The 26,225-nt window shown below is 71.9% G+C and carries 24 protein-coding genes and 1 pseudogene; 10 read left to right on the forward strand and 15 right to left on the reverse strand.

The window, feature by feature from the left end; all coding sequences use genetic code 11:
- Window position 1 precedes the first annotated feature (1 nt).
- Both ACFVXA_RS00180 and ACFVXA_RS00185 read right to left on the reverse strand, forming a co-directional pair.
- A complete protein-coding gene (locus ACFVXA_RS00180) occupies window positions 2-325 on the reverse strand; it encodes a hypothetical protein (RefSeq protein WP_390023188.1) in 324 nt (107 codons plus the stop codon).
- Window positions 322-1,131 carry a phytanoyl-CoA dioxygenase family protein gene (locus ACFVXA_RS00185; protein WP_390023191.1) on the reverse strand — a complete coding sequence of 270 codons (810 nt, stop codon included), beginning with the start codon at window positions 1,129-1,131 and terminating at the stop codon, window positions 322-324. The genes ACFVXA_RS00180 and ACFVXA_RS00185 overlap by 4 nt, the downstream gene beginning before the upstream one ends.
- A gap of 70 nt (window positions 1,132-1,201) precedes the next feature.
- Here ACFVXA_RS00185 and ACFVXA_RS00190 point away from each other — a divergent pair, with 70 nt between their 5' ends.
- The gene (locus ACFVXA_RS00190; RefSeq protein ID WP_389752605.1) at window positions 1,202-1,975 is read left to right on the forward strand and encodes a helix-turn-helix domain-containing protein; all 774 of its coding nucleotides are present in this window, start codon (window positions 1,202-1,204) and stop codon (window positions 1,973-1,975) included.
- Here the strand turns inward: ACFVXA_RS00190 and ACFVXA_RS00195 are convergent.
- The gene (locus ACFVXA_RS00195; protein WP_383735473.1) at window positions 1,965-3,107 is read right to left on the reverse strand and encodes a methyltransferase; all 1,143 of its coding nucleotides are present in this window, start codon (window positions 3,105-3,107) and stop codon (window positions 1,965-1,967) included. The two genes, ACFVXA_RS00190 and ACFVXA_RS00195, sit on opposite strands and share 11 nt — an antisense overlap.
- A 235-nt stretch (window positions 3,108-3,342) precedes the next feature.
- Between ACFVXA_RS00195 and ACFVXA_RS00200 the strand changes: the two genes are divergently transcribed.
- Together ACFVXA_RS00200 and ACFVXA_RS00205 are read left to right on the forward strand one after the other, a co-directional pair.
- Window positions 3,343-4,011, forward strand: a complete 669-nt coding sequence (locus ACFVXA_RS00200; protein ID WP_383905749.1) for an alpha-ketoglutarate-dependent dioxygenase AlkB family protein — start codon at window positions 3,343-3,345, stop codon at window positions 4,009-4,011.
- 73 nt (window positions 4,012-4,084) lie between these two features.
- Entirely contained in the window at window positions 4,085-5,326 is a 1,242-nt protein-coding gene (locus tag ACFVXA_RS00205; RefSeq protein WP_362015689.1) for an ROK family protein, read from the forward strand.
- Window positions 5,327-5,462: 136 nt separating this feature from the next.
- On the opposite strand, the gene ACFVXA_RS00210 is transcribed toward ACFVXA_RS00205, so the two are convergent.
- The 3 genes from ACFVXA_RS00210 to ACFVXA_RS00220 are packed head-to-tail and all read right to left on the reverse strand — an operon-like array spanning window position 5,463 to window position 7,605.
- Window positions 5,463-6,413 carry a phosphotriesterase gene (locus ACFVXA_RS00210; RefSeq protein WP_390023194.1) on the reverse strand — a complete coding sequence of 317 codons (951 nt, stop codon included), beginning with the start codon at window positions 6,411-6,413 and terminating at the stop codon, window positions 5,463-5,465.
- Window positions 6,414-6,429: 16 nt separating this feature from the next.
- Entirely contained in the window at window positions 6,430-7,014 is a 585-nt protein-coding gene (locus tag ACFVXA_RS00215) for a DUF4865 family protein (protein ID WP_390023196.1), read from the reverse strand.
- 15 nt (window positions 7,015-7,029) lie between these two features.
- Window positions 7,030-7,605, reverse strand: a complete 576-nt coding sequence (locus tag ACFVXA_RS00220; RefSeq protein WP_362015697.1) for a TetR/AcrR family transcriptional regulator — start codon at window positions 7,603-7,605, stop codon at window positions 7,030-7,032.
- A gap of 189 nt (window positions 7,606-7,794) precedes the next feature.
- On the opposite strand from ACFVXA_RS00220, the gene ACFVXA_RS00225 reads away from it, so the two are divergent.
- The 3 genes from ACFVXA_RS00225 to ACFVXA_RS00235 are packed head-to-tail and all read left to right on the forward strand — an operon-like array spanning window position 7,795 to window position 11,410.
- A complete protein-coding gene (locus tag ACFVXA_RS00225; protein ID WP_390023198.1) occupies window positions 7,795-8,097 on the forward strand; it encodes an SHOCT domain-containing protein in 303 nt (100 codons plus the stop codon).
- A complete protein-coding gene (locus tag ACFVXA_RS00230; RefSeq protein ID WP_390023200.1) occupies window positions 8,094-8,852 on the forward strand; it encodes an ABC transporter ATP-binding protein in 759 nt (252 codons plus the stop codon). Before ACFVXA_RS00225 ends, ACFVXA_RS00230 begins: the two co-directional genes overlap by 4 nt.
- Window positions 8,849-11,410 (forward strand): ABC transporter permease, encoded by a 2,562-nt coding sequence (locus tag ACFVXA_RS00235; RefSeq protein WP_390023203.1) that lies wholly within the window; start codon window positions 8,849-8,851, stop codon window positions 11,408-11,410. The genes ACFVXA_RS00230 and ACFVXA_RS00235 overlap by 4 nt, the downstream gene beginning before the upstream one ends.
- A gap of 53 nt (window positions 11,411-11,463) precedes the next feature.
- Here the strand turns inward: ACFVXA_RS00235 and ACFVXA_RS00240 are convergent, their stop codons facing one another.
- A complete protein-coding gene (locus tag ACFVXA_RS00240; RefSeq protein ID WP_390023205.1) occupies window positions 11,464-12,024 on the reverse strand; it encodes an ATP-binding protein in 561 nt (186 codons plus the stop codon).
- Window positions 12,025-12,330: 306 nt separating this feature from the next.
- A complete protein-coding gene (locus ACFVXA_RS00245; RefSeq protein WP_362015711.1) occupies window positions 12,331-12,654 on the reverse strand; it encodes a hypothetical protein in 324 nt (107 codons plus the stop codon).
- A 349-nt stretch (window positions 12,655-13,003) separates the two neighbouring features.
- Between ACFVXA_RS00245 and ACFVXA_RS00250 the strand changes: the two genes are divergently transcribed.
- Entirely contained in the window at window positions 13,004-14,128 is a 1,125-nt protein-coding gene (locus ACFVXA_RS00250; RefSeq protein WP_362015714.1) for a PLP-dependent cysteine synthase family protein, read from the forward strand.
- A gap of 46 nt (window positions 14,129-14,174) precedes the next feature.
- A pseudogene (locus tag ACFVXA_RS00255) lies at window positions 14,175-14,300 on the forward strand (IS481 family transposase); the annotation flags it as partial.
- Between the two features lie 139 nt (window positions 14,301-14,439).
- Here ACFVXA_RS00255 and ACFVXA_RS00260 read toward each other — a convergent pair.
- Complete coding sequence (locus ACFVXA_RS00260; RefSeq protein ID WP_383735459.1) at window positions 14,440-14,919, reverse strand: SRPBCC family protein; 480 nt, start codon at window positions 14,917-14,919, stop codon at window positions 14,440-14,442.
- Between the two features lie 128 nt (window positions 14,920-15,047).
- Entirely contained in the window at window positions 15,048-15,878 is an 831-nt protein-coding gene (locus tag ACFVXA_RS00265) for a DeoR/GlpR family DNA-binding transcription regulator (protein ID WP_362015718.1), read from the reverse strand.
- Between the two features lie 278 nt (window positions 15,879-16,156).
- Between ACFVXA_RS00265 and ACFVXA_RS00270 the strand changes: the two genes are divergently transcribed.
- Entirely contained in the window at window positions 16,157-18,544 is a 2,388-nt protein-coding gene (locus tag ACFVXA_RS00270; RefSeq protein WP_390023208.1) for a hypothetical protein, read from the forward strand.
- Window positions 18,545-18,645: 101 nt separating this feature from the next.
- Here the strand turns inward: ACFVXA_RS00270 and ACFVXA_RS00275 are convergent, their stop codons facing one another.
- From ACFVXA_RS00275 to ACFVXA_RS00290, 4 genes are all read right to left on the reverse strand, one after another.
- Window positions 18,646-21,078 (reverse strand): right-handed parallel beta-helix repeat-containing protein, encoded by a 2,433-nt coding sequence (locus tag ACFVXA_RS00275; protein WP_389464373.1) that lies wholly within the window; start codon window positions 21,076-21,078, stop codon window positions 18,646-18,648.
- A gap of 168 nt (window positions 21,079-21,246) precedes the next feature.
- Window positions 21,247-21,852, reverse strand: coding sequence for a hypothetical protein (locus ACFVXA_RS00280; RefSeq protein WP_383735454.1), 606 nt, complete (start codon window positions 21,850-21,852; stop codon window positions 21,247-21,249).
- Between the two features lie 188 nt (window positions 21,853-22,040).
- Window positions 22,041-22,865: an MOSC domain-containing protein gene (locus ACFVXA_RS00285; RefSeq protein ID WP_383735453.1), complete on the reverse strand. Its 825-nt coding sequence runs from the start codon at window positions 22,863-22,865 to the stop codon at window positions 22,041-22,043.
- A 45-nt stretch (window positions 22,866-22,910) separates the two neighbouring features.
- Window positions 22,911-23,351 carry a DUF6643 family protein gene (locus ACFVXA_RS00290; RefSeq protein ID WP_362015729.1) on the reverse strand — a complete coding sequence of 147 codons (441 nt, stop codon included), beginning with the start codon at window positions 23,349-23,351 and terminating at the stop codon, window positions 22,911-22,913.
- Between the two features lie 293 nt (window positions 23,352-23,644).
- On the opposite strand from ACFVXA_RS00290, the gene ACFVXA_RS00295 reads away from it, so the two are divergent.
- Window positions 23,645-25,000 carry a TerD family protein gene (locus ACFVXA_RS00295; RefSeq protein ID WP_389752615.1) on the forward strand — a complete coding sequence of 452 codons (1,356 nt, stop codon included), beginning with the start codon at window positions 23,645-23,647 and terminating at the stop codon, window positions 24,998-25,000.
- Window positions 25,001-25,004: 4 nt separating this feature from the next.
- On the opposite strand, the gene ACFVXA_RS00300 is transcribed toward ACFVXA_RS00295, so the two are convergent.
- Window positions 25,005-26,180 carry a glycosyltransferase gene (locus ACFVXA_RS00300; RefSeq protein ID WP_390023211.1) on the reverse strand — a complete coding sequence of 392 codons (1,176 nt, stop codon included), beginning with the start codon at window positions 26,178-26,180 and terminating at the stop codon, window positions 25,005-25,007.
- Window positions 26,181-26,225 lie beyond the last annotated feature (45 nt).

The following is a 26,225-nucleotide window of genomic DNA, read 5'->3' on the forward strand; positions in this document are numbered from 1 at the left end:
CTCAGGCAGCACCGAGATCGGTCCCGGACTCGATGCCGGCCTCGGTCGCGGACTCCGTCTCGACCAGCTTCTCGAAGAAGAACTCGTGCTTGAGGAACGACACGTCGTACTCACGCCCTGGATACGGCGGCATCAGCTGCGCCGCCTGGAACAGCCGCCACCCGTCCTCCAGGGCGTGCACACCGGACTTGTACGGGGGCGCGTCGCTGTCCCCGGTGGTGGGAGACGTCCGGCCGGTGCCGTCGTAGACCGACCAGCCCACCACGTCGGAGTCGAGCGCGGACGTGGCCAGGTACAGCACCAGAACCAGCTGACGGAGACTCATATCGCTTCCCTCCGCGGGCGGTTGGAGACCCGGGTCATCCAGTGGTCCAGGTCGAAGGAGCCGTCCCCGGTCAGCGAGCGCCACAGCAGGACGCGGTTGTAGACCTCGAGACGGGCCGTGGCGGGTTCGTACCAGGGGAAGGTCGTGGCGAGTTCCTCGGCGACGCGGGGGTCCCCGAGGTCCGAGGTGTCCCACAGGCGCCGCTGCCGCACCGTCGGATTGAAGCGGATCTTGAACATATAGCGGACGGTGTCGCTGTCGTTGCGCCGCCCGCCGTGCCACAGTCCATGGTGCAGAAACACCACGGTACCGGCCGGGCAGACGAGTCGGCTCTGCCCGCGCAGATTCTGGTAGCGCCCGGTGTCCGACTCGTTCGTGCGCCGCAGATGACTGCCCGGGACGCTCAGGGTGCCGCCCATGTCGAGGGTGACGTCCTGCGGGTAGTACATCAACTGGACGTCGAAGGCATCGGTGCGCACATCGATGATCGCGTCGGCGTGCAGCGGCTGCGCCTGCCCCTCGTGGGGCTCGCGCATGTGCACCGCGTGGTGGTCGACGGTGGGACCGGGCCCGACAAGGCTGCGCAAAGCCCCGGCCACAGAAGGAAGTTCGAGGAGCCGACGGGCGAAGGACTCCGGCGGGTAGGCGTCCGGCACGCTGCTGCCGTAGGGCACGCCGGGCATGCCCCCGCGCAGCACCTCGATCCCCTCGGCGTTCATCTCCGGAGGCTCCACGGCATCCAGCCGCAGGGACCCCTGGGCGACGAAGCGCGCCATCTGTACCGAACTCAGGAGTTTGGTGGTCATGCCGTCAACGTAGGACCGGCAGCGCCGTCGGCGCGTTGGCCGCACTCACCATCACTGGTAGTTTTTCACCATGCGGGAGACGGAGCTGCACCTGGGCGAGCCGCCCGCCGTGGTCAACATCGGCGTCGGCGTACACGGTGTCGCGAGCCCCACCGACGTCTTCCGGCTGCCGGAGCTGTGGCAACTGCACCTGTACCAGTACGACGCCGAACTGACCGTCGACGGCACGGCGCACCTCATCCGTCCCGGCCGGGTGAGCCTCGTACCGCCCGGCACCACGGTCCGCTACCGCTACCACGGCCGCTCCGAACACCTCTACGCGCACCTGCGCATCGCCCCGGTCGGGCCGCCGCGCACCGTCCCCGTCATGCAGGACACGGGCACCGAACTCCCCACGCTGTCCGGCCTGTTGCGCCACGCGATCGCGGCGGCCCCCGGCGCACCCGAGCGCACCCGGGCCGAGATCTGGACCGCGCTGTGGCGCATCGCCCACCTCACCCCGCCCCGCGTGACGAGCCCGGGCCCGCACCCCGCGGTGAGCACGGCGATCGCCCATATCGAGGCCCACCTCACCGCCCAGCTCACCGTCCCCGAGATCGCCCGCGCCGCCGGGGTCTCCCACAACCACCTCACCCGGCTCTTCCGCACCGAGACGGGCACCACGGTCGTGGCCTACATCCGTCACCGCCGACTGGAGCGCGCCCACCACCTGCTGCGCGCCTCGACCCTCTCCATCCCGGCCGTGGCCGCCTCGGTCGGCATCCCGGACCTGCAGGCCTTCAACAAGGCCTGCCGCCGCGAACTCGGAGCCTCCCCCCGCGTGCTGCGCGGGGCTACTTCTTGACGGCCCGCAGAATCACGAACTTGGCGTCCCCGGCGACGAGTTCACTGTTGCCGAAGAGGCGGCGCAGCTTCAGGTGATAGCCGAGATGGCGATTGCCGATCACCCACAGCTCGCCCCCCGGCCGCAGCGCGCGCCGCGCCCCCGAGAACATCCGCCAGGCCGTCGTGTCCGTCGTCGCCTGGTGCGAGTGGAACGGCGGATTGTTGAGCACGAGGTCGACGCTGTCGGCGGGGATGCCGGTGAGCCCGTCACCGACACGGAACTCCGCGTACCCCTCGGCGTTGGCCCGATACGTCGCCTCGGCCGAGGCTACGGCCTGGTACGACTCGTCGACGAACAGCACCTCGGCCTCGGGATTGGCCAGGGCGACCGCCGTACCGAGGACGCCGTTCCCGCAGCCCAGGTCGACGACGCGCTCGGCACCGCGGCTGCGCGGCAGGTGCTGGAGGAAGAAGCGGGTGCCGAGGTCGAGACGGTCGGCGCAGAAGACGCCCGCGTGGTTGACGACGGTGCGGCCGGAGACCGGGCCGACGCCGTCGGGGAGCTCGTAGCTGTACGGCCACGGGTTGGTGTTCCGCGCGATCCCCGGGTACGGGGTGCAGAAGATCAGCCGGGCCTTCTTCTCGGCCAGCGAGGTGCGGGTCGGACCGAGGATCCGCTCGAAGAGGTGCAGCGTCGAGGTGTGGATCTCCTTGACCATCCCGGTCCCGACGACGACCGTCCCCTCGTGCACACCGGGCGCCAGCCGGTGCAGCTGGTCCTCCAGCAGGGCGAGGCTCTTGGGCACCCGGACGAGCAGGACGTCGATGCGCTCGGGCGGAGCGTCCCGCGTGGTGAGGAGCCGTACCGCGTCCGTGGGGGCGCCGGCCCGCGCCAGATTCGCCCGTGTCGCCTCCTGCGCGAGGAACGAGTCGGTGATCTGCGTCGGTCGGTGCGCCGACAGCGCTGTGGCGAGCGCTCCCCACCGGTCGCCGACGACCACCACCGATCCGGTCAGCGCGGTCCTGCTCTCCGCCAGGTGCCGCAGCAGATAGGTGTCGGCCGCGTCCCAGGCCCGCAACTGCTCACGCGGCTCCTCGGGAAAGCGGGCCAGCGTGTACTCGCCCCAGGGCGTACTCATCCGGTCGTTCATCGTGGCTCAAGGCTAAGCGACCCGGCTGAGCCGCCCCCACACCACGCTCCGGCCTCCGCCCACGCCTCGGCGTCCGGCCACGCTCCGGCCTCCGCCCACGCCGCGGCCTCCGCGGCCCGTGCGCCGGCGTCCCGGTGTCCGCGCGTCGGCCGGCCTCCGCGTCCCCAGCCGCACCTCACCTCACTCCACCCACCCCACCCGCCCCGTTCCGGTGCAGGTGCGCGAGGATGGGGCCATGTCCACGGACGCGGAGCTGTTCCCCCGGAGCCGGAGGGAGATCGCGCCCGGCGCGGTGCACGTTCCGGACTGGCTGGATACCGGTGGCCAGGGGCAGCTCCTGGAGGCCTGCCGGGCTTGGGCGCGCCCGCCGGCCGGCCTGCGCACGGTCCGCACGCCCGGCGGCGGGACCATGACATCGCGGCAGGTCTGTCTCGGCTGGCACTGGTATCCGTACGGGTACGCGCGCACCGTGGTCGACGGGGACGGCTCCCCGGTGAAGCCGTTCCCGACCTGGCTGGCCGATCTGGGCCGGGACGCGGTGCGGGACGCCCTCGGCCCGGAGGCCGCCGCGACAGCCCCGTACGACATGGCGTACGACATCGCACTGATCAACTTCTACGATGCCGATGCCCGCATGGGTATGCACCGCGACAGCGACGAGAAGTCGGATGCCCCGGTCGTGTCGCTGAGCCTCGGTGACAGCTGTGTCTTCCGCTTCGGGAACACGGAGTCGCGGGCGCGGCCGTACACGGATGTCGAGCTGCGCAGCGGCGATCTCTTCGTGTTCGGCGGGGTGTCGCGGAGCGCCTTCCACGGTGTGCCGCGGGTGCTCGCGGGCACCTCGCCGCCCGAGTTGGGGCTGACCGGCCGGCTGAACGTGACGCTCCGGGTCAGCGGCTTCTAGACCACCGCCTCCGCGGGGCCGTCCGGCGACCGGACGGGGCACCGGAGGAGCGGATCATGGGAGACTCGCCCTCATGAACGGCAAGGCGGGCCCCCGGACTGCGGGGGAAGGGAACACGCGGACGCGACTGGACCGGGGGCGCGGAGCGCTCGGCCCGGCGCTGGAACTCGTGCACACCGGGCGGGCGCCGACGCGTGCCGTGCTCACCGCCGAGCTGGGGGTCACCCGGGCGACGGCGGGCGCCGTGGCCGCCGAGCTGGAGGCGCTGGGGCTGATCAGGGTCGACGCGCGGCCCGGCGCGGCGGCCGGTTCGCAGGGGCGGCCCTCACATCGTCTCGAGGTCGCCGAGGACGGGCCCGTCGTGCTCGCCGGACAGGTGCACGCCGACGGGTTCCGCGCCGCGCTGGTCGGCCTCGGCGGCCGAATCGTCGCGACCGCGCCCGGCTGCGAGACCGTCGACGCGGACCCCGCGAAAGTGCTCGGCTCGGTCGTCGAGGCAGGAGCCGAACTGCTCCGAGAGACCGGCCGCCGCTGCGTGGGCGCCGGACTCGCCGTACCGTCCGCGGTCGCCGAACCCGAAGGCCTCGCCCTCAACCCCCTGCACCTGGCCTGGCCCGCGGGTGCGCCGGTACGCCAGATCTTCGCCGAGCGGGTACGCGCGGCCGGCATCCAGGGGCCCGCGTTCGCGGCCAACGACGTCAACCTCGCCGCCCTCGCCGAGCACCGCCACGGGGCGGGGCGCGGCGCCCGCGACCTGTTGTGCGTGGCCACCGGGCACCGGGGAGTCGGCGGGGCGCTGGTGCTCGACGGGCGGCTGCACACGGGCAGTTCGGGGCTCGCCCTCGAAGTAGGGCACCTCACCGTCAACCCCGAGGGCCGCCCCTGCTACTGCGGCAGCCGCGGCTGCCTCGACGTCGAGGCGGACCCGCTGGCCTTCCTCACCGCGGCGGGCCGCGAGCCGGGCCCCGAGGTGTCGCTGCTCCAGCAGGCCAACGACCTGATCCGCGGCCGGTACGACGATCCGGGCGTCCGCACGGCCACCGAGGCGCTGATCGACCGACTCGGCCTCGGACTCGCCGGCCTCGTCAACATCCTCAACCCGGACCGCATCATCCTCGGCGGCCTGCACCGCAGCCTGCTCGACGCCGACCCGGACCGGTTGCGCGCCGTCGTCGCCGACCGCAGCCTGTGGGGACAGAGCGGCGGCGTACCGATCCTCGCCTGCACCCTGGACCACAACAGCCTGGTGGGGGCGGCCGAGTTGGCTTGGCAGCCGGTTCTCGACGACCCACTGGCGGCGCTGGCCGGAATCTGATCTGAGACGTCCTTCGGATCCGGAACCGACCGAGGCCCACGTCGCCCACCCGCCGCACGAGGCTCCGCCCCGCGGCGGCCGAACTCCGTCCCGCCGCAGACGTGTTCGTGGACGTGCTCGGCGACGTCTCCGTGGCCTAACGCCATTCGACGGCGAAGGCGCGCCCGGGGTTCTCGGTCAGGACGCGCTCCACGAGGTCCTGGCCCAGGGCGAGTTCAAGTCTCGGGCGTATGCGCCGCAGCAGATACGGCATCCCGGGGCCGCCGTTGACCGAGCGGGCCGCGGCGGTCGTCGTGTCGCCGCCGAGGAGCAGGCGGTGGCCGAAACCGGCGTCGGCGAGGGCCCGTACGGCGTCGGGCATGCGCCAGTCCGTGGCGTGGTTCGCGCGTGAGGGGCCGTCGAAGGCGAGGTATGCGCCCGCCTCGGCGGCCTCGCGGTGCACCACGGAGTCCGGTGAGCGGTTGAGATGGCCAAGGACCACCCGGTGCGCGGGCACGCCCAACTCCCCGCACAGCAGGTCGAGTACGTCGAGGGCGCCGGTGCCCAGCTCCAGGTGGACGGCGATCGGCGCCCCCGTGGCGTGGTGCGCCTCGGCCGCGGCGGTCATCGTCCAACGGGCGTGCGCGTCCAGGGCATGGAAGCCGCCCGCGACCTTGATCAGCCCGGCCCGGACGCCGGACGTCCCGATGCCGGCCGTGAGCTCCGAGACGAAGAGGGCCGCCAGCTTGCCGCGCAGTTCGGCGAGCGACTCGGGGGTGTAGTGCGCCGCTTGGTGCAGTCCCGTAGCGGCGACCACATGGACGCCGGTGTCGCGGGAGAGCAGCGGCAGATCCGCGGCGCGCCGGCCCAGACCGTACGGCGTCCACTGCACCACGCCCGTGCCGCCCTGCGCGCGGAACGCGGCCAGCTCCGCCCGCGCGGCCGACGCGTCGCGCAGTTCCTGCCCCGGGAGCCGGGGGCTGCCGAAGAAGAGGTGGTCGTGCGCGTCGCAGACGCCCAGATCCTCGGGACGCACATCGCCGAGCACCGTCCGCACGGTGCCGGGCGATGTGCTCACCACGGCCGGCCTCGCGGCGGCCGGCCGCATCGCCTCGGTGACGTGTTCACCACTGCCGCCCCCGCGGCAGCCGGTCGCGTTCCGGCGCCGACATGTGCAGCACCTGGAAGATCTCCCCCGACGCCTTGGGGGAGTCGTGGTCCCACAGCGAGAAGTGGACCACCTCCCAGTGCCGCGCATCGACGGCCGCCGCCGCGCAGACCGCGCCGTCCAGCGCGGCGAGCCGCTCCGCCTCCCGCGCGGCCTCCTCCATCACCTCGGACAGCTCGACTCCCTCGGCCACGGGCTGTCGCCGCCGCACCGCGACCTTGGCGTGCGAACCGGCGGCGCCGCCCTCCTCGTACGCGAGACCGGTCCAGTGCTGCACCACGGGGCGCCCGAAATCATTGACCAGCCCCTGGAACGCTCCGCCCCACAGAAAGGAGTTCATGCCCTCGGCGGTGTTCCACAGGTAGAACGGCGCGTACTGGTTGACCGGCGAACCGTCCACCCCGCGCTCGCGCAGCAGAAATGTCTTGAATCCCAGCCCGCCCCAGTCGTCGAGCAGGTGCCCGATGCGGGAGACACGGCCACGGATGATGCTCATGTCGTAGTCGGCGGGGAAGGTGACCTCGTACTGCATGGCGTGCATGGTGATGAAACTCCCTTATCGGAGAGGAGTGAGAAGAGCGAGGAGGCCGCGGACTCCCGTGTCGAAGGCGGCCGGTGAGCCGGAGGCGCGGGCCAGCACATAGCCGCCCTGGACGGTCGCGAGAAGGGTCGCGGCGATCTCCTCCGCGTCGAGCGTGGGCGCGAACTGGCCCTGCTCCTTGCCCTCTTCGACGATTCCGGCGAGGCGCTCGCGCAGCCAGTCGAGCGTCTCGTCCACGGGCGCGCGCAGCTCGTCGCTCGCGATCACGTCCGGATCCATCGTCAGCCGCCCGACAGGGCAGCCGCGCAGGACGTCGCGCTCCCGGCGCAGATAGGCCTCGATCCGCTCGTACGGAGAGCCGGGCGCGCCCAGTACCGCCTCGGCGGTACCGCGCATCTCCTCGGCGGTGCGGCGGATCGCGGCGAGGGCCAGATCGGGCTTGCCCTTGAAGTGGTGGTACATGCTGCCCTGCCCCGCGCCGGCGTGCTGCTGGATCGCCTTGGGGCTGGTGCCCACGTACCCGCGCTCCCACAGCAGCTCGCGGGTGGACTCGATCAGTCGCTCGGGAGTGCTCATGAAGCAACTGTACATACCAGTAGGTACAGAAGTCGAGACCCCCTCGGGGAACCGAGCAGCACCTCCGGGGAGCAGCCGCACCGCCCCCGCGTACTCCCGGGGAGGTACGCGTACGGCCGCTGGCCGTACGACGACGGGGACCCCCGCCCGGCGCGAGTCTCGAGACAGCGGAAAACCCCCGAGAAACCGAGGAGATGAATCGAGATGCAGACCCTGGCGAACTGGGACGGCGGGCCCGGCCCGTGGATCCTGTTCTTCCCGCTGATCTGGGCGGCCGTCGTGATCGGCGTGGTGACCGTCCTGCGCCGCACCGTGTGGGGCGGTCGCGGCGGACCGTGGCGCGCGATGGGCGACCCCCGTGGCAGCGTCCGTCCCACCGGTGACTCGCCGATCGCCGTGCTCGGCCGTCGCTTCGCCTCCGGCGAGATCGACGAGGACGAGTACTGGCGCCGGCTCTCCGTCCTGGACGAGCAGTTCGGACCTGCGGGCAAGGGCGGCGCGGTATGACCATCGTGACCGTCACCCGTCACGCCGCACGCGTCGACGACGCCGTCAAGGTGCACGGCTCCGGCGACACCGCCGTGAGGGCCCTGGACGGGGTGAGCGTAGGCTTTCCGGCCGGCCGCTTCACCGCGATCATGGGGCCCTCGGGCTCCGGCAAGTCCACCCTGATGCACTGCGCGGCGGGCCTGGACACCCTCACCTCGGGCGCCTCGTTCATCGGTGACACCGAGCTGGGCACGCTCGACGACCGCCGCCTCACCCTGCTGCGCCGCGACCGTGTCGGCTTCGTCTTCCAGGCGTTCAACCTGATCCCGACGCTGACCGTCGCGGAGAACATCACGCTGCCGATGGACCTCGCCGGGAGCAAGGGCTCGCGCGAATGGATCGACGCGCTCGTCGACGTCGTCGGCCTGCGCGACCGGCTGCACCACCGTCCCAGCGAACTCTCCGGCGGGCAGCAGCAACGCGTCGCCGTGGCCAGGGCGTTCGCCGGACAGCCCGACATCGTCTTCGCCGACGAGCCCACCGGCAACCTCGACTCCCGCTCCGGCGAGGAGGTCCTGAACCTCCTCGGCCGGGCGGTGCGCCAGATGGACCGTACGGTCGTCATGGTCACCCACGACCCGGTCGCCGCCGCCCATGCCGACGAGGTCGTCTTCCTCGCCGACGGACGCCTCGTGGACCGCATGGAAGCCCCGACGGCCGACAAGGTCCTCGACCGGATGAAGGCCTTCGACGGCCAGGGGGCGCGTTCATGAACGCCTCGCTCCGCATCAGCCTCTCCTCGCTGCGCGCCCACAAACGACGCTTCGCCGGAACGTTCCTCGCGGTGCTCCTCGGTGTCGCCTTCCTGGCCGGCACGCTGGTCATGGGCGACACGCTGCGCGCCAGCTTCGACACGATGTTCGGCAACGCGACCAGCGGCACGGACGCCGTCGTCCGCAGCGCCGACGCCATCACGACGCCCGGCGAGAGCCAGGGCGTGCGCCGGCCCGTCGACACCGCCCTGGTGGCGGCCATCGAGCGGGTTTCCGGCGTCGCGGCCGTTTCCCCCGACATCGAGGGCGCGGGCCAGCTCGTCGGCCGCGACGGCAAGCCCATCGGCGGTCAGGGGCCGCCCACCCTCGCCGGCAACTGGATCGCCGACCCGAAGCTCAACCCGTACCGACTCGCCGAAGGCCGCCTCCCGTCGAAGTCCGGCGAGGTCGTCGTCAACCGGGGCGCCGCCAAGAAGGGCCACCTGAAGATCGGCGACACCACGACGCTGCGCACGCCCGATCCCGTCCAGGTGACGATCGTGGGCCTCGCGACCTTCGGGGGCGAGGACGGCATGGCGCAGGTGACGTTCACCGGAATGACGCAGGCCGACGCCGAGAAGTACCTCACCGCGAAGCCGGGCGAGGCCGCGAGCATCCGCGTGCGGGCAGGCCCCGGTGTCAGTCAGCACAGGCTCGTCGCCGACCTGACTCCCGTCCTGCCCAAGGGAGTCGAGGCGATCACCGGCCAGGATTCGGCGCAGGAGAACACCGATATGATCTCCAGCCAGTTCCTGACCATCTTCACGACCTTCCTGCTGGTGTTCTCCGGCATCGCCCTGCTCGTCGCGACGTTCTCCATCCACAACACCTTCGCGATCGTCGTCGCCCAACGCACCCGTGAGAACGCCCTGTTGCGCGCCCTCGGCGCCTCCCGCCGTCAGGTCACCGTCGCCAGCCTCGTCGAGGCGAGCGTCGTCGCCGTCACCGCGTCGGGCGTCGGGCTCGCCGGCGGCATCGGCATCGCGGCCGGGCTGCAGGCACTCTTCCCGGCCATCGGATTCCCGTTCCCGGGCGGCGACTTGGTGATCAGCGGGCTGTCCATGCTGCTGCCGCTCGCGGTCGGCATCGTGGTCTGCCTCGGCTCCGCGCTGCTGCCCGCCGTGCGCGCCGGACGCATCGCCCCGCTGGCCGCGCTGCGCGAGACGGCCGTCGACCAGTCCGGGGCCTCGCGTGGACGTGCGGTCGTCGGCGGCGGCCTGGCCGCACTGGCGGTGGGCACCACCCTGACCGGAGTCCTGGCGAACCCCTCCCTGTGGCTCGCGGGCCTCGGCGCCGTGCTCGCGCTCGCCGCGTTCGTGGTCCTCGGCCCTGTCGCGTCCTCGACAGCCGTACGAACCATCGGCGCGCCGCTCGACAAGCTGCGCGGTGTCACGGGCGCGCTTGCCCGGCGCAACGCGTTGCGCAGTCCAAAGCGGACCGCCGCCACCGCGAGTGCCCTGATGATCGGCGTCGCCGTGGTCTCGCTGTTCACGGTCTTCGGCGCCTCGCTCAAGGCGACCATGGACCAGACGGTCTCCCGCTCCTTCGCGGGCGACGTCGCCGTCAGCACCCCGTCGTTCGGCGCGGGAGGCAGCGGGCTCAGCCCCAGGCTGGCACCCGCGCTCGCGGGGCAGCCGACCGTCGAGCACGCCGTAGGCCTGGGCCGTGGTGTCGCCGAAGTCGACGGCAAGGGGCGCGCGTTGACCGTCACGGATCCCGTCACGCTCGGCAAGGTCTTCGACCTCGGCGACGTGCGGGGCTCGCTCGACCACCTGGGCACCGATGGCCTCGCCGTCACCAGGAAGGAGGCCGACAAGCAGCACCTCACCACCGGCGACACGGCCCGACTCACCTTCACCGACGGCAAGAAGCAGAACTTCACCGTCCGCGCGGTCTACGGCCGGTCGGAACTCGCGGGCGACTACGTCATCACCCGGGCCGCCTGGGCCCCGCACCGCACCCAGGACTCCGACAGCCTCGTCGCCGTCTCCTTCAAGGGCGGCGTGAGCACGGCCGAGGGCAAGGCGGCGGTGCGGAAGGTCGCGGCACAGTACGGGAATCCCGAGGTGCAGACCCGGCAGGAGTACGCGCAGTCCTCGGCCAGTGGCATCGACATGATGCTGACCCTCGTCTACGCGCTGCTCGCCCTCGCGGTGCTCATCGCGCTGCTCGGCATCGCCAACACCCTCACGCTCGCGATCCACGAGCGCACCCGTGAACTCGGTCTGCTGCGGGCCGTCGGACAGACCCGGGCGCAACTGCGTGCCATGGTCCGCTGGGAGTCGGTCCTGGTGGCCGCCTTCGGCACGGCCGGCGGGCTCACCCTCGGCGCCTTCCTGGGCTGGGTGCTCGTCAAGGCGTCCGACGGAGCGTCGGACAGCGCCTTCGCCTTCGCGGTGCCGCCCGCGCAACTCGTCGTGGTGGCGCTGGTGGGCCTCGCGGCCGGAGCTCTCGCGGGCCTGCGCCCGGCACGGCGTGCGGCGCGCCTGGACGTGCTGCGCGCCATCGCCACCGAGTGAGCCACCAGGGGGCGTAGGGCACCGCGATGTGCCAGGTGGGGGTCACCGCCCGGTCAGCCGGCAACGGCGGACCGGGCGGGAGCGTGTTCCGGCCTGCGCTCGTCGACAGCGTGCCTGCGCGGGGTCTCGCGGGCCGTGTCGTACGGCGTACGGACGGGCGCCGCCACTGCGGGTGCCGTCACCACGGGCGCGGCCACCCCGGGCGCCACCAGCACCGGTGTCGGCGCGGGAAGCGTGAACCACACGACCTTGCCGGAATCTCCGTCCGGGCGCGCGCCCCAGCTCTCGCTCACCGCGGCGACCATCGCGAGGCCGCGTCCGCAGGTGGCGGAGGCTTCCGCGTCCCGCAGCTCGGGCAGGCGGGGGTCGTGGTCGTGCACCGAAACGGTGAGCCGGTCGAGCAGCAGCTCGATCTCCACGGTGCACAGCTTGTCGGGCTCGGCGTGCCGGTGGACGTTGGACAACAGTTCGGTGACACCGAGCGCGGCCCGGTCTATCAAGGGGTCCATATGCCAGTAGCGCAACTGCGCAGATACGATTCTGCGGACCTGGCCGATCCGCGACGGCAGGGCTTGGAGCTCCACCGTGCAATGCCTGCTTGGCTGGCTGATCACGGCTGCGACTCCCCGAATTGAGGTCCGGAAGAAGACGGAGATCGGATCCAGCAGAGTGGCTGAGTGGAACGGCCGCCTGCTGTGGTGGCCGGCGGGCTGGTTCGCAGCGTTATCGCCGGTAAACCCAGAGTGATGATGTGAGACCAGAGTGACCCAGGGGGTGCGGTCCTGCAACTCGCGGCACGTTCCGCCGCTGCGGCAACCCTTTGAGCTGCTGCGCCGTGCCGCCGGCGGTCGACTTCAGCCGCCGCGCCCCGCCGGTGTGCGTGATGATTCTGTTGTCGGCCCGCTGCCTCGCCGAGCGCTTCAGTGATTGCGCCCCGCCGCCCTGCGTACCGCCTCGATGAACCGGCGCGCCGAGGGCGGCCCCGGTTTGCCGGGTGCGGGGTCGTGCTCGCCGAGCGTGAGGGAGTAGCGCGTGCCGTTGACGTCCGCCAACGCCCGGTCCTCGTGCGCGAACCAGGGCTTCGACGCCCGCACCGCCTGTACCGGCGCGCTGTCGATCTCACTGCCGTAACTGGTGAGCAACTGCAGCCTGCCGTCGCTGATCCGGACCTGTCCGGCCCGCGTCAGCGAGCGCAGCCTCTTCCCGATCCGCACGCCCGTGGCCGTGAACTCCGGCTCCGCCATGATGCCCCGCCCCCTTGTGCGCTTCGGCTGTGCCCTGTCGTGACCCCGCGCGCGTGGTGCTCCGGCGTGGGTCTTGATCCAGTGTGCGTCCCGCTGCGGGGCCGTGCGCCCCACGCGGTGCAGTCTGCCCGCACCGGGCGAGGAGCACCAGTGCGCATGACGAGGTGACAGCACGGACGGGAGCACTCGCCGGGATGCGCCCCCACCGCCTCGCAGACCCCTGCCCCAGGGGTGCCTTGGGGGGACCCAAAGTTGTGTTTATGCAGGTGAGAAGCGTGCGGAGTGTGTCTATGATCGAGGTGTCCGACCAGCTGAACCGGCGTCGGCGCGATGTGTAAGGAGCCCCGCCGTGAGCACCCCCCAGCAGACCCGGACCGGCGAAACCCTCGACGTCGACCACAGCGACGCGGAATACCGGAGCTGGCTCAAAGAAGCCGTCCGCAAGGTCCAGGCGGACGCCAACCGCTCGGCCGACACGCATCTGCTGCGGTTCCCGCTCCCCGAGACGTGGGGCATCGACCTCTATCTGAAGGACGAGTCGACGCACCCCACCGGCAGCCTCAAGCACCGCCTCGCCCGCTCCCTCTTCCTCTACGGGCTGTGCAATGGCTGGATCCGGCCCGGCCGCCCCGTCATCGAGGCGTCCAGCGGCTCCACGGCCGTCTCCGAGGCCTATTTCGCCAAGCTCATCGGCGTCCCCTTCATCGCGGTCATGCCGCGCACCACGAGCGCGGAGAAGTGCCGCCTGATCGAGTTCCACGGCGGGCAGTGCCACTTCGTGGACGACTCGCGCAAGATGTACGAGGAGTCCGCCGCCCTCGCGGTACAGACCGGCGGCCACTACATGGACCAGTTCACCTATGCGGAACGGGCCACGGACTGGCGCGGAAACAACAACATCGCCGAATCCATCTTCCGTCAGCTGGAGTTGGAGCGGTTTCCGGAACCCGCCTGGATCGTCGCCACGGCCGGCACCGGCGGCACCTCGGCGACCCTCGCGCGCTACGTCCACTACATGCAGTACGACACGCGCATCTGCGTCGCCGACCCGGACAACTCCTGTTTCTTCGAGGGCTGGACCACCGGCGATCCGGACGTCACCTGCGACTGCGGCTCGCGCATCGAGGGCATCGGCAGGCCGCGTATGGAGCCGAGCTTCGTGCCCGGCGCCATCGACCGGATGATGAAGGTGCCCGACGCGGCGAGCGTCGCCGCCGTACGCGCGCTGGAACAGGCCATCGGCCGCAAGGCGGGCGGCTCCACCGGCACCGGCCTGTGGAGCGCGCTGAAGATCGTCGCCGAGATGGTGGCGCAGGGGCGTACGGGGAGCGTGGTGACGTTGCTGTGCGACCCCGGGGACCGCTATCTCGACAAGTACTACTCGGACGCCTGGCTGGCCGAACAGGGCCTGGACATCGCGCCGTACACGGCGGCGATCACCTCGCTGCTGGAGACGGGCGTGTGGCCGGACTAGGGCCTGGCCGGCGGATCAGGTCGGAGGATGGCTCCGGCGCCGCATCAACACCGAACGCACCGCCGCCCTGGCAGACTTCCTCCACACCTGCAACCACCACCGCTGCCACACCGCACTCGAAGGCAAGCCACCCATCAGCCGAGTCAACAACCCTGCGGGGCAATACACCTAGCACGCCGACTGCCGCCCCAGGGGCCGAGTGAACGGAAACGAGTCCCGCTTCGTCCCGTCGCCCTCCGCTCTCACAGCGGCGGCGTGACCGAGCTCGCGGGCGGTCACGGCTCATCACATCCGCGCTCGCGGAAGCGGCCTCAGGCGAGCGTCGACGCCAGTCGCCGGTCCAGCGCCTTCACCGCCTCGCGGAAGGCGCGGCCCAGACCTGCCCGGCCCAGCCGGAGTGCCAGCCGGAAGGGCGCCGCGCCGTCGGCGGCGAAGGTCCACTGCACGCGCGTGCCCTCGCCGGCCGGCGTCAGGCGCCACTCCTCGACCAGGGCGCGGGCCCCGGGCGCGTTCGTGACGTCCACGCGGTAGGCGTACACCTCGGGCGCCCGGGCCACCAGGACCGCCTCCTCGAAGCGTGTGCCGCCCCTGAGCCGGATCTCGCGGCCGGCACCCTCGGCGGTCGATCGGGCGAGCGTCACCGCAGGGAACCACTGGCTCCAGCCGGGCACGTCCTCCGCGAGTGCGTGGAAGACCGCCTCCGGGGACGCGGCCATCTCGCGCGCGAACACCAGACGCAGCGGAGCGGTCTCGACGAAGTCGAGTCCCACCGGACGCAGACGGCGTGCCATGTACCAAACCCCCCAGCGGGAACGGAGTCCCGGACGGCAGTGGGCGATGACCGGGGCGCACCCGCTGCGTGGACCGGCGCGGGCAGCGTCACGGCGGCGCGGGCAGCGACACCATAGCTGGCGGACCGTCAGATGTCTGTACCGTCTTCAGGCTCACCGGCCACCACCAGCCGCCTCAGGTGCTCCGCGATCTCCACGCGGGCCTCGGGCGGCAGCCCCGCGTCGGTGACGAGCGTGTCGACCTGCTCCAGCGCCGCGAACGAACTCAGGCCCACCGTGCCCCACTTGGTGTGGTCGGCGACCACGACGACACGTCGCGCCGACTGCACCAGCCGTCGGTTGGTCTCGGCCTCCGCCAGGTTCGGCGTCGACAGTCCCGCCTCGACCGATATCCCGTGCACACCGAGGAACAGCACATCGAAGTGCAGTGCTCCGATGGCCTGATCGGCCACGGGTCCGACGAGCGAGTCGGACGGCGTACGCACCCCACCGGTCAGGACCACCGTGGCGGCACCCTGCCGCTGGCCGGAGGTGCGCTGCGCGGAGTGGAACACGTCCGCCACGCGTACCGAGTTGGTGACCACGGTCAGGTCCGGCACGTCCAGGAGCTGATGGGCCAGCGCGTATGTCGTCGTACCGCCGGAGAGCGCGATCGCCGAACCCGGCGTGACCAACTCGGCGGCGGCGCGCGCGATGTCCTCCTTGGCGGTCAGCTCCAGACCCGACTTGGCCTCGAACCCCGGCTCGTGCGTACTCGCCTCGACCACCGGAACCGCGCCGCCGTGCACCTTCTCCAGGACGCCCTGACGGGCCAGCGCGTCGAGGTCTCGGCGGACCGTCATGTCGGAGACGCCGAGCTTGCGGGTCAGTTCGTTCACGCGGACGCCACCGCGGCGCCGCACCTCGTCGAGGATCAGGGCACGGCGCTGCTCCGCGAGGAGGTTCTGATTCTCACTCACGTCCGCTCCGGTCCCTTCGCCGCTGTCTGCCCGACACTCCGTCCGAACCCACTCCCACGTGGACATTCTCCTTGTCCGAGGTCTGGAGGACGTCCCATCCTCGCACGGCTCACCGACAGTCGCGCCACTGCCCGCAGGGACATCGGGCCCCACCCGCCGCGCCACTGTCACACGTATCGGGGAGATTCCGTGACTACAGGTGTGCGGACGACCAGGAAGGGAGATCCTGTGCCTGCACATGACACACGCCACACGCGGCACGGGGGAAGTGCAGAACAGTGGAACGTGCACGGGAACATGTCTCGACGGGGGAGCCCGAGGGCCCCTCACAGCGGCCCGAAGCGGCCGGAACCGCCCTGGAACTCCTGGTCCACGGAGTCGGCGGCGCCACACCGGAGGAGATGCTGGGCGATCCGCGGACCGTCCGGATCACCGGCGACGAGACGGCGGCCGTCTACCGACGTGCCGACGACGCCGACGCGGAGGGGGACGGGTTACCCGACGCCGACACGGAACGGCGCCCTGACGACCACCGCACCGGCCCGGTCCGCGAGGCCTATGTGTGGTGCAACCTCACCTCGGGCAACGGAGCCCGCGCTCTGTGGCTGTTGCTCCTGCCCTTCATGGTGGTCAACCTCGCGCACTGGATGCGCCCCACCACGCGCGGCCGCACCCGGACGGTCCGCCTCTACGGCCTGCTGGTCCGGCTCACCGGACTCACCCTCACGGTGCTACTGGTCGCCGCCGCGTGCGAGGTGGCCCTCGACCTGACCGCCTGGCAGTGCGCGGGCACGCGCGCGTGCGCCCAGGAACACTCCTGGCTGGGATTCCTGTCCCCGGCCACGTCGGGCGACAGCTGGTGGAGCCGCCCCGGCCGCCGCCTCGCCCTGGCCGGCCTGGTGCCCGCAGCGCTGACCGGCCTCCTGTGGTACCTGTCCCACCGCACCTGGAGCGCGTACGAATCGCAGCAGCCGATGTCCCGCCGGGCCGAGCCCGACGAGGAGACCGGGCGCACCGGGCTCGGCCGGCCCGGCTTCTGGTACGGGCGCCGCCTGGTCGCCAGACTGCGTGCCGCGCACACCGCCGCGGGCTTCCTGACCGTCGCCGCGGCCGTCGGCACCTCCGCAGCCCGCTACGACCGCGCCCCGGGCGGCCCCGCCGTGCTCGACACGCTGGGCCGGCTCCTGGACGCGATCCTCGTCGTGGGCGCGGTGGTCGTGCTGTGGGTGGTCTGCCGCCGCGGCCGCAGCGAGAACCGGCTGGACCAGGAACTGGACCAGACCCTCGTCCGCTGGCTGCCCATCGGCTCGATCGTCCTGTTCGCCCTGACCCTGGTGTACGCGGGGTGGTCACGGCCGGGCTGGCACTCGGCGGGGCGACTGCCCGGCGACATGACGTTCGGCTGCATCACCCTCGTACAGTGCCTGCTGGTCGTCGTGCTCGGCGTGGTCGCCCGCATCCTGTACCGCACCCGTCCCGACACGCGCACCGCCATGCGCGGCCTCGCCGGTCCCGCCGTCGCGATGCTCTCCTGCGCGCTGGGCGGTGTGATGTCCGGCGGCGTGTCCCAGCGCGTCGCCGACTGGCTGGACGGCACCCGCGACTCGATTCCGGGCCCGCCCGTCCTGCTCACCTGGCAGGCCTCGGTGATCCCCGCACTGCTCGTCGTCCTGCTCGGTCTCATCGGCTGGCTGGCCCGGCTGACCTGGACGCTGCGCCGCCGGGAGATGAACGCCGTGGAGCTCGACTACAAGGGAGAACCCAAGGACACCGCACGCACCCGCCGCATCGCGAGCACACGCGCGATGGCCGCCCTCACCGACCGGGCGCCCCGCATGGTCGGCATCATCTCGTTCGTGACACTGCTGCTGGGCGCCGGAGCCCTGGCCGGTGCCTTCGCGACCGAGGACCCTCCGAGCGAGGCCGCACAGGGGTCGTACGCCGTCGTCCAAGGCGCCGCGGAGACCGCGCAGGCACTCGGCTCCTGGCTGATCGGCCTCGGCTTCATAGTGTTCGTCACCTGGGGGCGCCGCGCCTACAAGGACCCGGCCGCGCGCCGCACCATCGGCATCCTGTGGGACGTCGGCACGTTCTGGCCGCGTGCCGCCCACCCCTTCGCACCGCCCTGCTACGCCGAGCGCGCCGTGCCCGACCTGACCTGGCGCATGGCGACCTGGACCCAGAGCACCGGGGGCCGGCTCGTGCTCTCCGGCCACTCCCAGGGCAGTGTGCTGGCGGCCGCCGCGGCCTGGCAGCTGAAACCGTCGGTACGCAAACGGATCGCCCTGCTCACCTACGGCTCACCACTGGAGCGCCTGTACGGGCGCTGGTTCCCGGCCCACTTCGGCCCCGCCGCCCTCACCTCGCTGCACCGCGAGGTCGCCTGCTGGCGCAATCTGCACCGCCGGACCGACCCCATCGGAGGACCCGTCCGGCTGCCCGGCGACTGCGGCCCCCAGGTCGACCACGAGCCCCTGGGGGATCCGCTCGCCTACGGACGCACCGAACGGCATCCGCTGCCCGCGCCGATCCTCGGCCACTCCGACTACCAGGCGGACCCGGTCTTCGCCGAGGAGCGCGCACAGCTACTGGCACGGCTGAAGCCGGACGTACCGGCGCCGCGCGCGCAGGACGACGACGGGGGCGGCATCCACCGGGGCAGCTGACGGCACCCTCTCGGGCGGTGCCCCGAGGCAGCCGACCGGAGGCGGCGTGCTCCGACAGCCGACCGGTCGTGGCATGCCCCGGTGCAGCTGATGGCGCCTTCTCAGGGCAGCTCCGGCAGGTCCTCCGCGTAGAGCAGCGTGAGGTCGTCCGTGCTCGGCTCGTCCAGCTGGGCCACCCGTCCCGCGTGCCGCTCGACCATCGCCTCGAAGGTCTGCCGCGCGGTACGGCCGTTGCCGAACGCCGGTCCCTTCGGGATCGCCGTGAAGTACTTCAGCAGCGCCTCGGCCGCGCCCGGCGCCAGCCGGTACTCGTGCTCCTCGGCCTGCTGCTCCACGATCCGCAGCAGCTCCTCGGGTGCGTAGTCGCTGAAGGTGATGGTCCGTGAGAAGCGGGACGCCACACCGGGGTTGACCGAAAGGAACCGCTCCATCTCGGCCGTGTAGCCCGCGACGATCACGACCACGGCCTCCCGGTGGTCCTCCATCAGCTTCACCAGCGTGTCGATGGCCTCGCGCCCGAAGTCACGGCCCGAGTCCTCCGGCGACAGCGCGTACGCCTCGTCGATGAACAGCACACCGCCGCGCGCCCGGTCGAACGCCTCCTGCGTACGGATCGCGGTGGAGCCGATGTGCTCGCCCACCAGATCGACCCGGGAGACCTCGACCAGATGTCCCTTCTCCAGGACGCCGAGCGAGGCGAGGATCTCGCCGTACAGCCGGGCGACCGTCGTCTTGCCGGTGCCGGGGGAGCCCGTGAAGACCAGATGGCGGCGGACGGACGCCGCCTTGAGGCCGGCCAGCTGCCGTCGGCGGCCCACTTCGATCATGTCGGTGAGGGCCCGCACCTCGCGCTTGACGCTCTCCAGGCCCACTAGCGCGTCGAGTTCACCGAGGACGGCCTTCGACGTGCGCGTCGGCCGCTCGGGCTCCGTGGCGACGACGAGCGGTTCCTGCTCGGTGCCGCGCTGGCCGGGGATCGCGCCCAGCAGGCTGGGCGACGGCCTGGACGTCTGTACGGCGATCTCGTGCGCCGGGGGACGCAGTCCGGCGCTCTCGTCGCTCGTGCAGTCCTCGACGACCGGGCCGCCGCCCGCACCCTGCGCGCCGCCGTCGGCGAACTCGTAACCGCCGCGCGCGCAACGCTCCGTACGGCACTTCTTCAGCGTCGCGCGGCAGCCGTCGATCACATGGAAGCCGTAGCCCCCGCTGTCCGTCACCCGGCAGTTGAGGAAGCTGCCCCGGCCGCCCGCCGACACATAGAAGCCCGCCTCGGCAGGCGAGGTGACCGTGCAGCGCTCGATGCTGGGATCGGCGCCCTTGGTGACGATCACACCGGTCTGCGTCCCGTCCACGGTGCAGCCGGACAGGGTGCCGCCACTGCCGTGGTCGCGGAACCAGGCGCCGGTCGCGGCGTCCCTGATGCGGCAGTCGTCCAGCTGCGCGGTGGCACCGTCGCTCACCGAGACGGCCGTGTTGCGCACCTGCGAGAGATCGCTGTCGACGACGTCCACGCGGGAACCGCGGTCGAGGACGAACAGGGCGTCCGGCACGTCGTGCACCCGGCACGAGTCGAGTACGGCGGTCGCGCCGTCGCTGACCCACACCGCGGGGTAGTCGCCCGTACTGTCGAAGATCTCGCACTGGTTGGCGTCCACGCGCGTGCCCGGGTCCCACACCGACAGACCGTTGCGCCCGAACTGCCGCACGGTGGTGCGCGTCAGGGTGAGAACCGAGCGGGAGCGCAGATCGACCGCGTTCTCCGGGATGTCGTGGATGCGGCAGTCGGCGAGTGTGAGCACCGCGTCCGTGTCGAGCGTGACGCCGTCGGCGGTCGTACGGTGCACATCGCAGTCGGTGAGATGAGCCGTGGCCCGCGCGGTGATCTGCACCCCGGACCCCTTGACCTCGTACACCTCGCAGCCGACCGCCTCCAGCGACGAGTTCTCACCGGTCGCCGACAGGCCCGCGCCGGAGGCGTGGTGCACCCGGCACCGCTCCAGCCGCGGACGGGCGCCCCCGCGCACCACGATGCCCGACTGACCGGCGGAGACGACCTCGCACTCCTCGAACACCCCACCGCCGCCGTCCAGTACGGCGATGCCGATACCGGCCGGATTGTCGACGGTGCACCGGCGCACGGTCGGGCGGGCGCCGCCGCGCACCTCGATCCCGGCCGCGGACCGCGTCACGATCCGCACGTCCAGAAGCTCCGGAGTGCCCTCCTCGACGAGCAGCGCGGGCGCCGCCGAGTCCTGGCCCTCCACATGCAGGTCCTGGACCACGGCGGAGGCGCGCACGGTCAGCGGCACCCCGTCCACCGGCGCGATCCGCACGGAGCCGGGGGAGCCCTCAGGGCCGCGCAGCGTCACCGCGCGCTGCACCACCAGGTTCTCCCGGTAGGTGCCGGGAGCGACGGTGAGCACGTCACCGTCCGCGGCGGCCTCCAGGGCGGCGGCCAGCGATGCGTACTCTCCCGTGCGGCGCCGCCACCGCGAGGTGCCGGTGTGCGTCACCTGGACCGTGCCCTGTGCCATGGCGCTGTTGTGCCCCCACCTCGTCGTACGCGGGTCCTGCGAGGCCGTGCTGAAAGGCCGTCGGGATCTTGGTCCCGGACGGACAGCCTCTCACGGCGGTGCCGAACACTTCGGCCGGTCCACCGTAGCGTGCGCGGGGGCGCCGGGTTGACCGGAGCGGGAAGGCGGTCAGCTGCCGGTGCCCGTCCTGCCCCAGTCGGGGCCCGCCTTGTCCCATGCCCGGTCCCAACGGGCGTACCGGCCAAGGACCATGCGCCAGACGAGGAGCCGTCTGCCGCCCTCGACGAGTCCCGCGAACATCGCGGCCGCGCCGAACCCGGCCAGCACGGCGTGGGTCGTCGCGGTGGCACTGTCCAGCGGGCGGCCGACTATTCGGCCGTGCAGGTCGGTCCAGATCGTGAAGTGGTCCCCGTGGTGCGGGGACTTGAGGGTGGCTATCACCGTCCCGTGACGCGCGGTGCCGTCCGGGGCGGTCCAGTCGGCCAGCACACGGCTGTGGGCGTCCTGCGCGGACGACGTCTCGGGGTCGGGCTGAAGGGGGCCGAGAGACAGGCGCCTGACAACGGTGGCCGCCACCTCGCGGCGGGCCTCGCGCTGGTCCCGCACGGACTCCTGCAGGACGCCCTGGGCCGCCGCCCCGGCGACGGCGCCGATGAGAGGCGCGGCGACGAGGATGAGCAGGATGGCCGCCAGGGCCAGCCATGCCTCGACGAGATCGGTCGCGCGGCGCAGCGGATTGCGCCGCCAGCGCCACAGCCCACTGATAGCACGCACCGTCCCGCACCCCCTTCCGCGTCTGTGATAACCCGCAGCGGAGCCCTTCACGCGAGAGCCCGGGGAAGAGAGAGCGAAATCACCCTTCCCCATGGGCCTCTCATGAACTTCTCACGACGACTCAACGATCGTGTCCGGGGCCCGGGTTCCCACCTTGCGCGCTCTTTCACGGAACTCGATCGCGCGGGTTATTCGAGGACGGTGACCGGATCGCCGACGCGCAGGGTGCCGGGGGACTCGGGCACCAGGTTCTGCCCGAAGATCAGTTGGTTTCCGACGCGACGGTGGCGCCCGAGCGTGCGCAGGGGCTCCTTGCCGCGCTCGGCGGTGCTCTGGTCGGTGGTGGTCACCACGCACCGGCCGCACATCTTGGCGACCCGGAAGGTGACCTCGCCGATGGCGATCCGGGACCAGTCGTCCTCGGCCCAGGCGGCCGCACCGGACACGACCGCGTTCGGCCGGAAACGGTTCATCGGGAGCGGACCCTCATGGGCGTGATCGCCCTGAGCGATCAAGGCGTTGAGGGCGTCCAGCGAGGCGAGCGTGGTGACGAGCAGCGGATAGCCGTCGGCGAAGCTCACGGTCTCGCCCGGTCGCGCGAAGTCGGGGTCGACGGGCCGGCGCCTCGCGGGATCGTCCATGTGGACGAGGTGGACCTCGGCACCCAGATAGTCGCTGCACCAGGCATGCGCGGCGGCGTCGGCGAGGACGGCCTCCACCTTGTCGCCGAAGATGTCCACCGTCGTCGTGCCGATCGGCTCGGGCACGGGAATGCTCACCGGCGCACGGCCTGGTGCGGACAGCTGTATACCGCCGCCGGGCAACAGCTCGGCGGCGGCCAGTGCCAGCCGTGGTTGCTGGCGTTGCGTGACGACCTTTCCCCCGTCGTCGATCAGTACCCAGCGTCGGTCACCGGCCAGCCCCCAGGGCTCCACCACGGCCTCCCGGGGCGACTGGCCCCGGAACGCCTTGACCGGATGGACATGGATCGAGTGCAGCTCCGCGTTCCCCATGACCGCCATGGTGCCAGGTGGCACCGACATACCGGCGCGAAGGACTCAGTAGCCGCGGTACTGCTGACCGTTGTACGGATCCTGGTAGGGAGCCGGCGCGGGACGGGGAGCCGCGGGGCGCATCGCCTCGTAGCCCGTGCCGGTCGCCATCGGACGCTGCTGCTGGGGCTGGGCGCCCGGGTAACCGCGCGGTCCGCCCGCCTGCTGCGGGATGTACGGCGCGGGGGCCTGCTGCAGGGGTGCGGGCTGCTGGGCCTGCGGGTAGCCGTACGAAGGAACCTGGTGGGAGGGTCCGGCCGGCAGGGCGGGAAGCGCCGAGGGGAGGGCGGGCAGATGACTGCCCGTGTCGTAAGCGGCGGGAACCCGGATCGGAGCGATCTGGGGGGTACCCCGCTCGGCGACGAGAGAGTCGTAGATCGGGGTGTCCGGGAAGAAGGACGGCGCGGAGTAGTAACCGCCGCCATAGGTGGAGCGGGGGGAGGTCATGGCACATAAGTTAAGCCCACGATGTGCTGGTTGGGGAGACCGATAAGAGGGTTGTTTTCCGTGTCGGCAGTGACGCGGGATCCCCAATGCGAGCGAACTCGGCAAAAAAGGACGCCAAGGAGCGTTCAGATCGTGTAAAGGCCGAGTTCCTGACGGGTTACCGGCGGTTGACCACGGATCTTCCTGTGCGGGTCATGGGAGTTCAGTGGGTCGGGGCATTAGGTTTGGCGGGAACGGGGCCGGCGGCCTGCTTGGGGCGCGACTCGGCGCGGAGACACGTGATGGGGGCGTACATGTCCATGCCTAAGGGATCGAATGTTCCCGTCCCGACGACCGCACTGCGCGTCGAATTGGGATGGAGTTCAGGACCCGGAGTACCCGACGCGGATGCCTCCGCGCTGCTGCTGGTGTCCGGAAAGGTCCGTTCGGACGGCGACTTCGTCTTCTACAACCAGCCGGCGCACTCCTCCGGCGCCGTACGGCACGAGGGCAAGCGGGACGCCGGCGGCCAGGTGACCGACACACTGCTCGTCGACCTCGCGAGCGTGGAGCCCGCGATCGAGTCCGTGGTGCTGGCCGCCTCCGCCGACGGTGGCACCTTCGGGCGGGTGCCGGGCCTTTACATCCGGGTCGTCGACGCGCGGCGGGGCGCGGAGGTGGCGCGATTCGACAGCGCCGACGCGACCGTGGAGACCGCCTTCGTGCTCGGCGAGTTCTACCGGCGCCAGGGCGCCTGGAAGTTCCGTGCCGTGGGACAGGGCTACAGCAGCGGCCTCGAGGGGCTCGCCACGGACTACGGGATCACGGTGGACGAGCCGCAGCATGCGGCACCGCCGCCCCCCGCACCTCCGGCGCCCGGCACCCGCGTGCAGGGCCCGCCGCCCGTGGCTCCCCCCGTGACCATGCCCCCACCGGTCGCTCCACACGTCACGATGCCTCCCCCGGTCGCCCCGCCCGTGACGATGCCTCCGCCCCCGATGGCGCCGCCGCCCGCGGCCCCGCCGGCTCCGGTGCGTCTGTCCAAGGTCACGCTGACCAAGGAGGCCCCCTCGGTCTCGCTGGCCAAACAGGGCGGCACCTCCGGTGCGATGCGCGTGAACCTCAACTGGCAGGTGCGCAAGCAGTTCTCGGGGTGGGGCAGCAAGCGGGGCCGGGCCGTCGCGACGCACGCGGACCTGGACCTCGACCTGTGCGCCCTGTACGAGCTGTCCGACGGCCGCAAGGGAGTCGTCCAGGCGCTCGGCAACGCCTTCGGGGCGCTGCACCAGCCGCCGTACATCCACCTCGACGGCGACGACCGCACCGGCGCGGTGGCCAGTGGCGAGAACCTGACCATCAACCTCGACCACAAGCAGAGCTTCCGGCGCATCCTCATCTTCGTGACCATCTACGAAGGAGCGCGTTCCTTCGCCGACCTGCACGCCACCGTCACCCTCCAGCCGCTGAACGGCGCGCCGATCGATTTCTCGCTCGACGAGTGCACGGTGCCCTCGACCGTCTGCGCACTCGCCCTGATCACCCACCACGGCGGCGACCTGGTCGTCCAGCGCGAGGCCCGCTACCTGGTCCCCGAGCGCGGCGTGAGCCCGCAGCGCACCGTCGACTACGCCTACGGGTGGGGCATGAACTGGACCCCCGGCAGGAAGTGAACGATCAGCTCTCGTCGAGGGCGGATTCGGGGCGCGCGTAAGTGCGCCCCTTCCAGGCTGCGCCGCGCCCCCTGTAGTGCTGCACCGCGGAATCGACCGTCATGAGGAGGTACAAGAACGCGGTGACCGGCAGCAGCGGAGCCGGCCACAGCGGCTGCCGGTAGTAGCGGAGCATCGGCACGTACGTCGCCGTCATCAGCAGCCACGCGAGCCCTCCGGCCGTCGCCGCCCACCCATGGCCCGCGGTGAGGCCGACGGCGAGCGTGACCGGCGGCACCAGATAGACCACGGCGAGACCGAGCACCGTGCCGGCGAGCAGCAGGGGGTTGTGCCGCAGTTGGGCGTACGCGCTGCGCGAGACCATCCGCCACAGATCGTGCAGCCGCGGATACGGGCGCACACTGTCCACCCCCTCGGCGAGCCCCAGCCAGATATGACCCCCGCCGCGCTTGACCGCCCGCGCCAGCGCCACATCGTCGATGACGGCATGCCGGATCGCGTCCGGAATCCGCACCCGCTCGGCGGTGTCCGCGCGCAGCAGGACGCAACCGCCCGCCGCCGCCGCCGTCCGCGAGCCCTTCACCGCGATCCGGCGGAAGGGATAGAGCTGCGCGAAGAAGTAGACGAACGCGGGCACCACCAGCCGCTCCCACACGCTCTCCACACGCAGCCGGGCCATCTGCGAGACGAGGTCGAAGCCACCGGTGCGCGCCGCCGCCACCAACTCGCGCAGGCTGTCCGGGGCGTGGGCGATGTCCGCGTCCGTCAGCAGCAGATATTCGGGTCCACGCGCGCGTGCCAGGGCGACGCCGTGGCGCACGGCCCAGAGTTTGCCCGTCCAGCCCGCGGGGGGCTCCCCGGGCGAGGCGACGGTGAGCGGCAGCCCGCCGTGCGTGCGAGCGAGTTCACGAGCGAGCTGCCCGGTGCCGTCCGAGCTTGCGTCGTCGACGAGGAAGACCTCCGCCCGCCCGGGATAGTCCTGGGCGAGAAGCGACGGCAGGCTCGCGGGAAGCACGGGGGCCTCGTCGCGGGCCGGCACGACGACGCAGACCGAGGGCCAGTCTGCGGGGTCCGTGCGGCGCGGCAGTCTGATGTCCGTACGCCAGAAGAAGCCCTGGCAGAGCAGCAGCCACAACCAGGCGGCGAGTGATACGGCGGCAATCCACACGAGGGCGCTCACGGGCGCAGTCTGCCCCACGGGACCGGTCCACCGGAGGGCATCGTC

The organism is Streptomyces sp. NPDC058246 (assembly GCF_042881985.1).
GTDB lineage: Bacteria > Actinomycetota > Actinomycetes > Streptomycetales > Streptomycetaceae > Streptomyces.

Coding starts and splice junctions, on each gene's coding strand:
- ACFVXA_RS00185 (WP_390023191.1), bottom strand. CDS start 1,131: ATGACCACCAAACTCCTGAGTTCGGTACAGATGGCGCGCTTCGTCGCC.
- ACFVXA_RS00295 (WP_389752615.1), top strand. CDS start 23,645: ATGTCCATGCCTAAGGGATCGAATGTTCCCGTCCCGACGACCGCACTG.
- ACFVXA_RS00290 (WP_362015729.1), bottom strand. CDS start 23,351: ATGACCTCCCCCCGCTCCACCTATGGCGGCGGTTACTACTCCGCGCCG.
- ACFVXA_RS00205 (WP_362015689.1), top strand. CDS start 4,085: ATGAACGGCAAGGCGGGCCCCCGGACTGCGGGGGAAGGGAACACGCGG.
- ACFVXA_RS00230 (WP_390023200.1), top strand. CDS start 8,094: ATGACCATCGTGACCGTCACCCGTCACGCCGCACGCGTCGACGACGCC.
- ACFVXA_RS00220 (WP_362015697.1), bottom strand. CDS start 7,605: ATGTACAGTTGCTTCATGAGCACTCCCGAGCGACTGATCGAGTCCACC.
- ACFVXA_RS00215 (WP_390023196.1), bottom strand. CDS start 7,014: ATGCACGCCATGCAGTACGAGGTCACCTTCCCCGCCGACTACGACATG.
- ACFVXA_RS00260 (WP_383735459.1), bottom strand. CDS start 14,919: ATGGCACGCCGTCTGCGTCCGGTGGGACTCGACTTCGTCGAGACCGCT.
- ACFVXA_RS00200 (WP_383905749.1), top strand. CDS start 3,343: ATGTCCACGGACGCGGAGCTGTTCCCCCGGAGCCGGAGGGAGATCGCG.
- ACFVXA_RS00190 (WP_389752605.1), top strand. CDS start 1,202: ATGCGGGAGACGGAGCTGCACCTGGGCGAGCCGCCCGCCGTGGTCAAC.
- ACFVXA_RS00210 (WP_390023194.1), bottom strand. CDS start 6,413: ATGCGGCCGGCCGCCGCGAGGCCGGCCGTGGTGAGCACATCGCCCGGC.
- ACFVXA_RS00195 (WP_383735473.1), bottom strand. CDS start 3,107: ATGAACGACCGGATGAGTACGCCCTGGGGCGAGTACACGCTGGCCCGC.
- ACFVXA_RS00225 (WP_390023198.1), top strand. CDS start 7,795: ATGCAGACCCTGGCGAACTGGGACGGCGGGCCCGGCCCGTGGATCCTG.
- ACFVXA_RS00180 (WP_390023188.1), bottom strand. CDS start 325: ATGAGTCTCCGTCAGCTGGTTCTGGTGCTGTACCTGGCCACGTCCGCG.
- ACFVXA_RS00235 (WP_390023203.1), top strand. CDS start 8,849: ATGAACGCCTCGCTCCGCATCAGCCTCTCCTCGCTGCGCGCCCACAAA.
- ACFVXA_RS00275 (WP_389464373.1), bottom strand. CDS start 21,078: ATGGCACAGGGCACGGTCCAGGTGACGCACACCGGCACCTCGCGGTGG.
- ACFVXA_RS00245 (WP_362015711.1), bottom strand. CDS start 12,654: ATGGCGGAGCCGGAGTTCACGGCCACGGGCGTGCGGATCGGGAAGAGG.
- ACFVXA_RS00285 (WP_383735453.1), bottom strand. CDS start 22,865: ATGGGGAACGCGGAGCTGCACTCGATCCATGTCCATCCGGTCAAGGCG.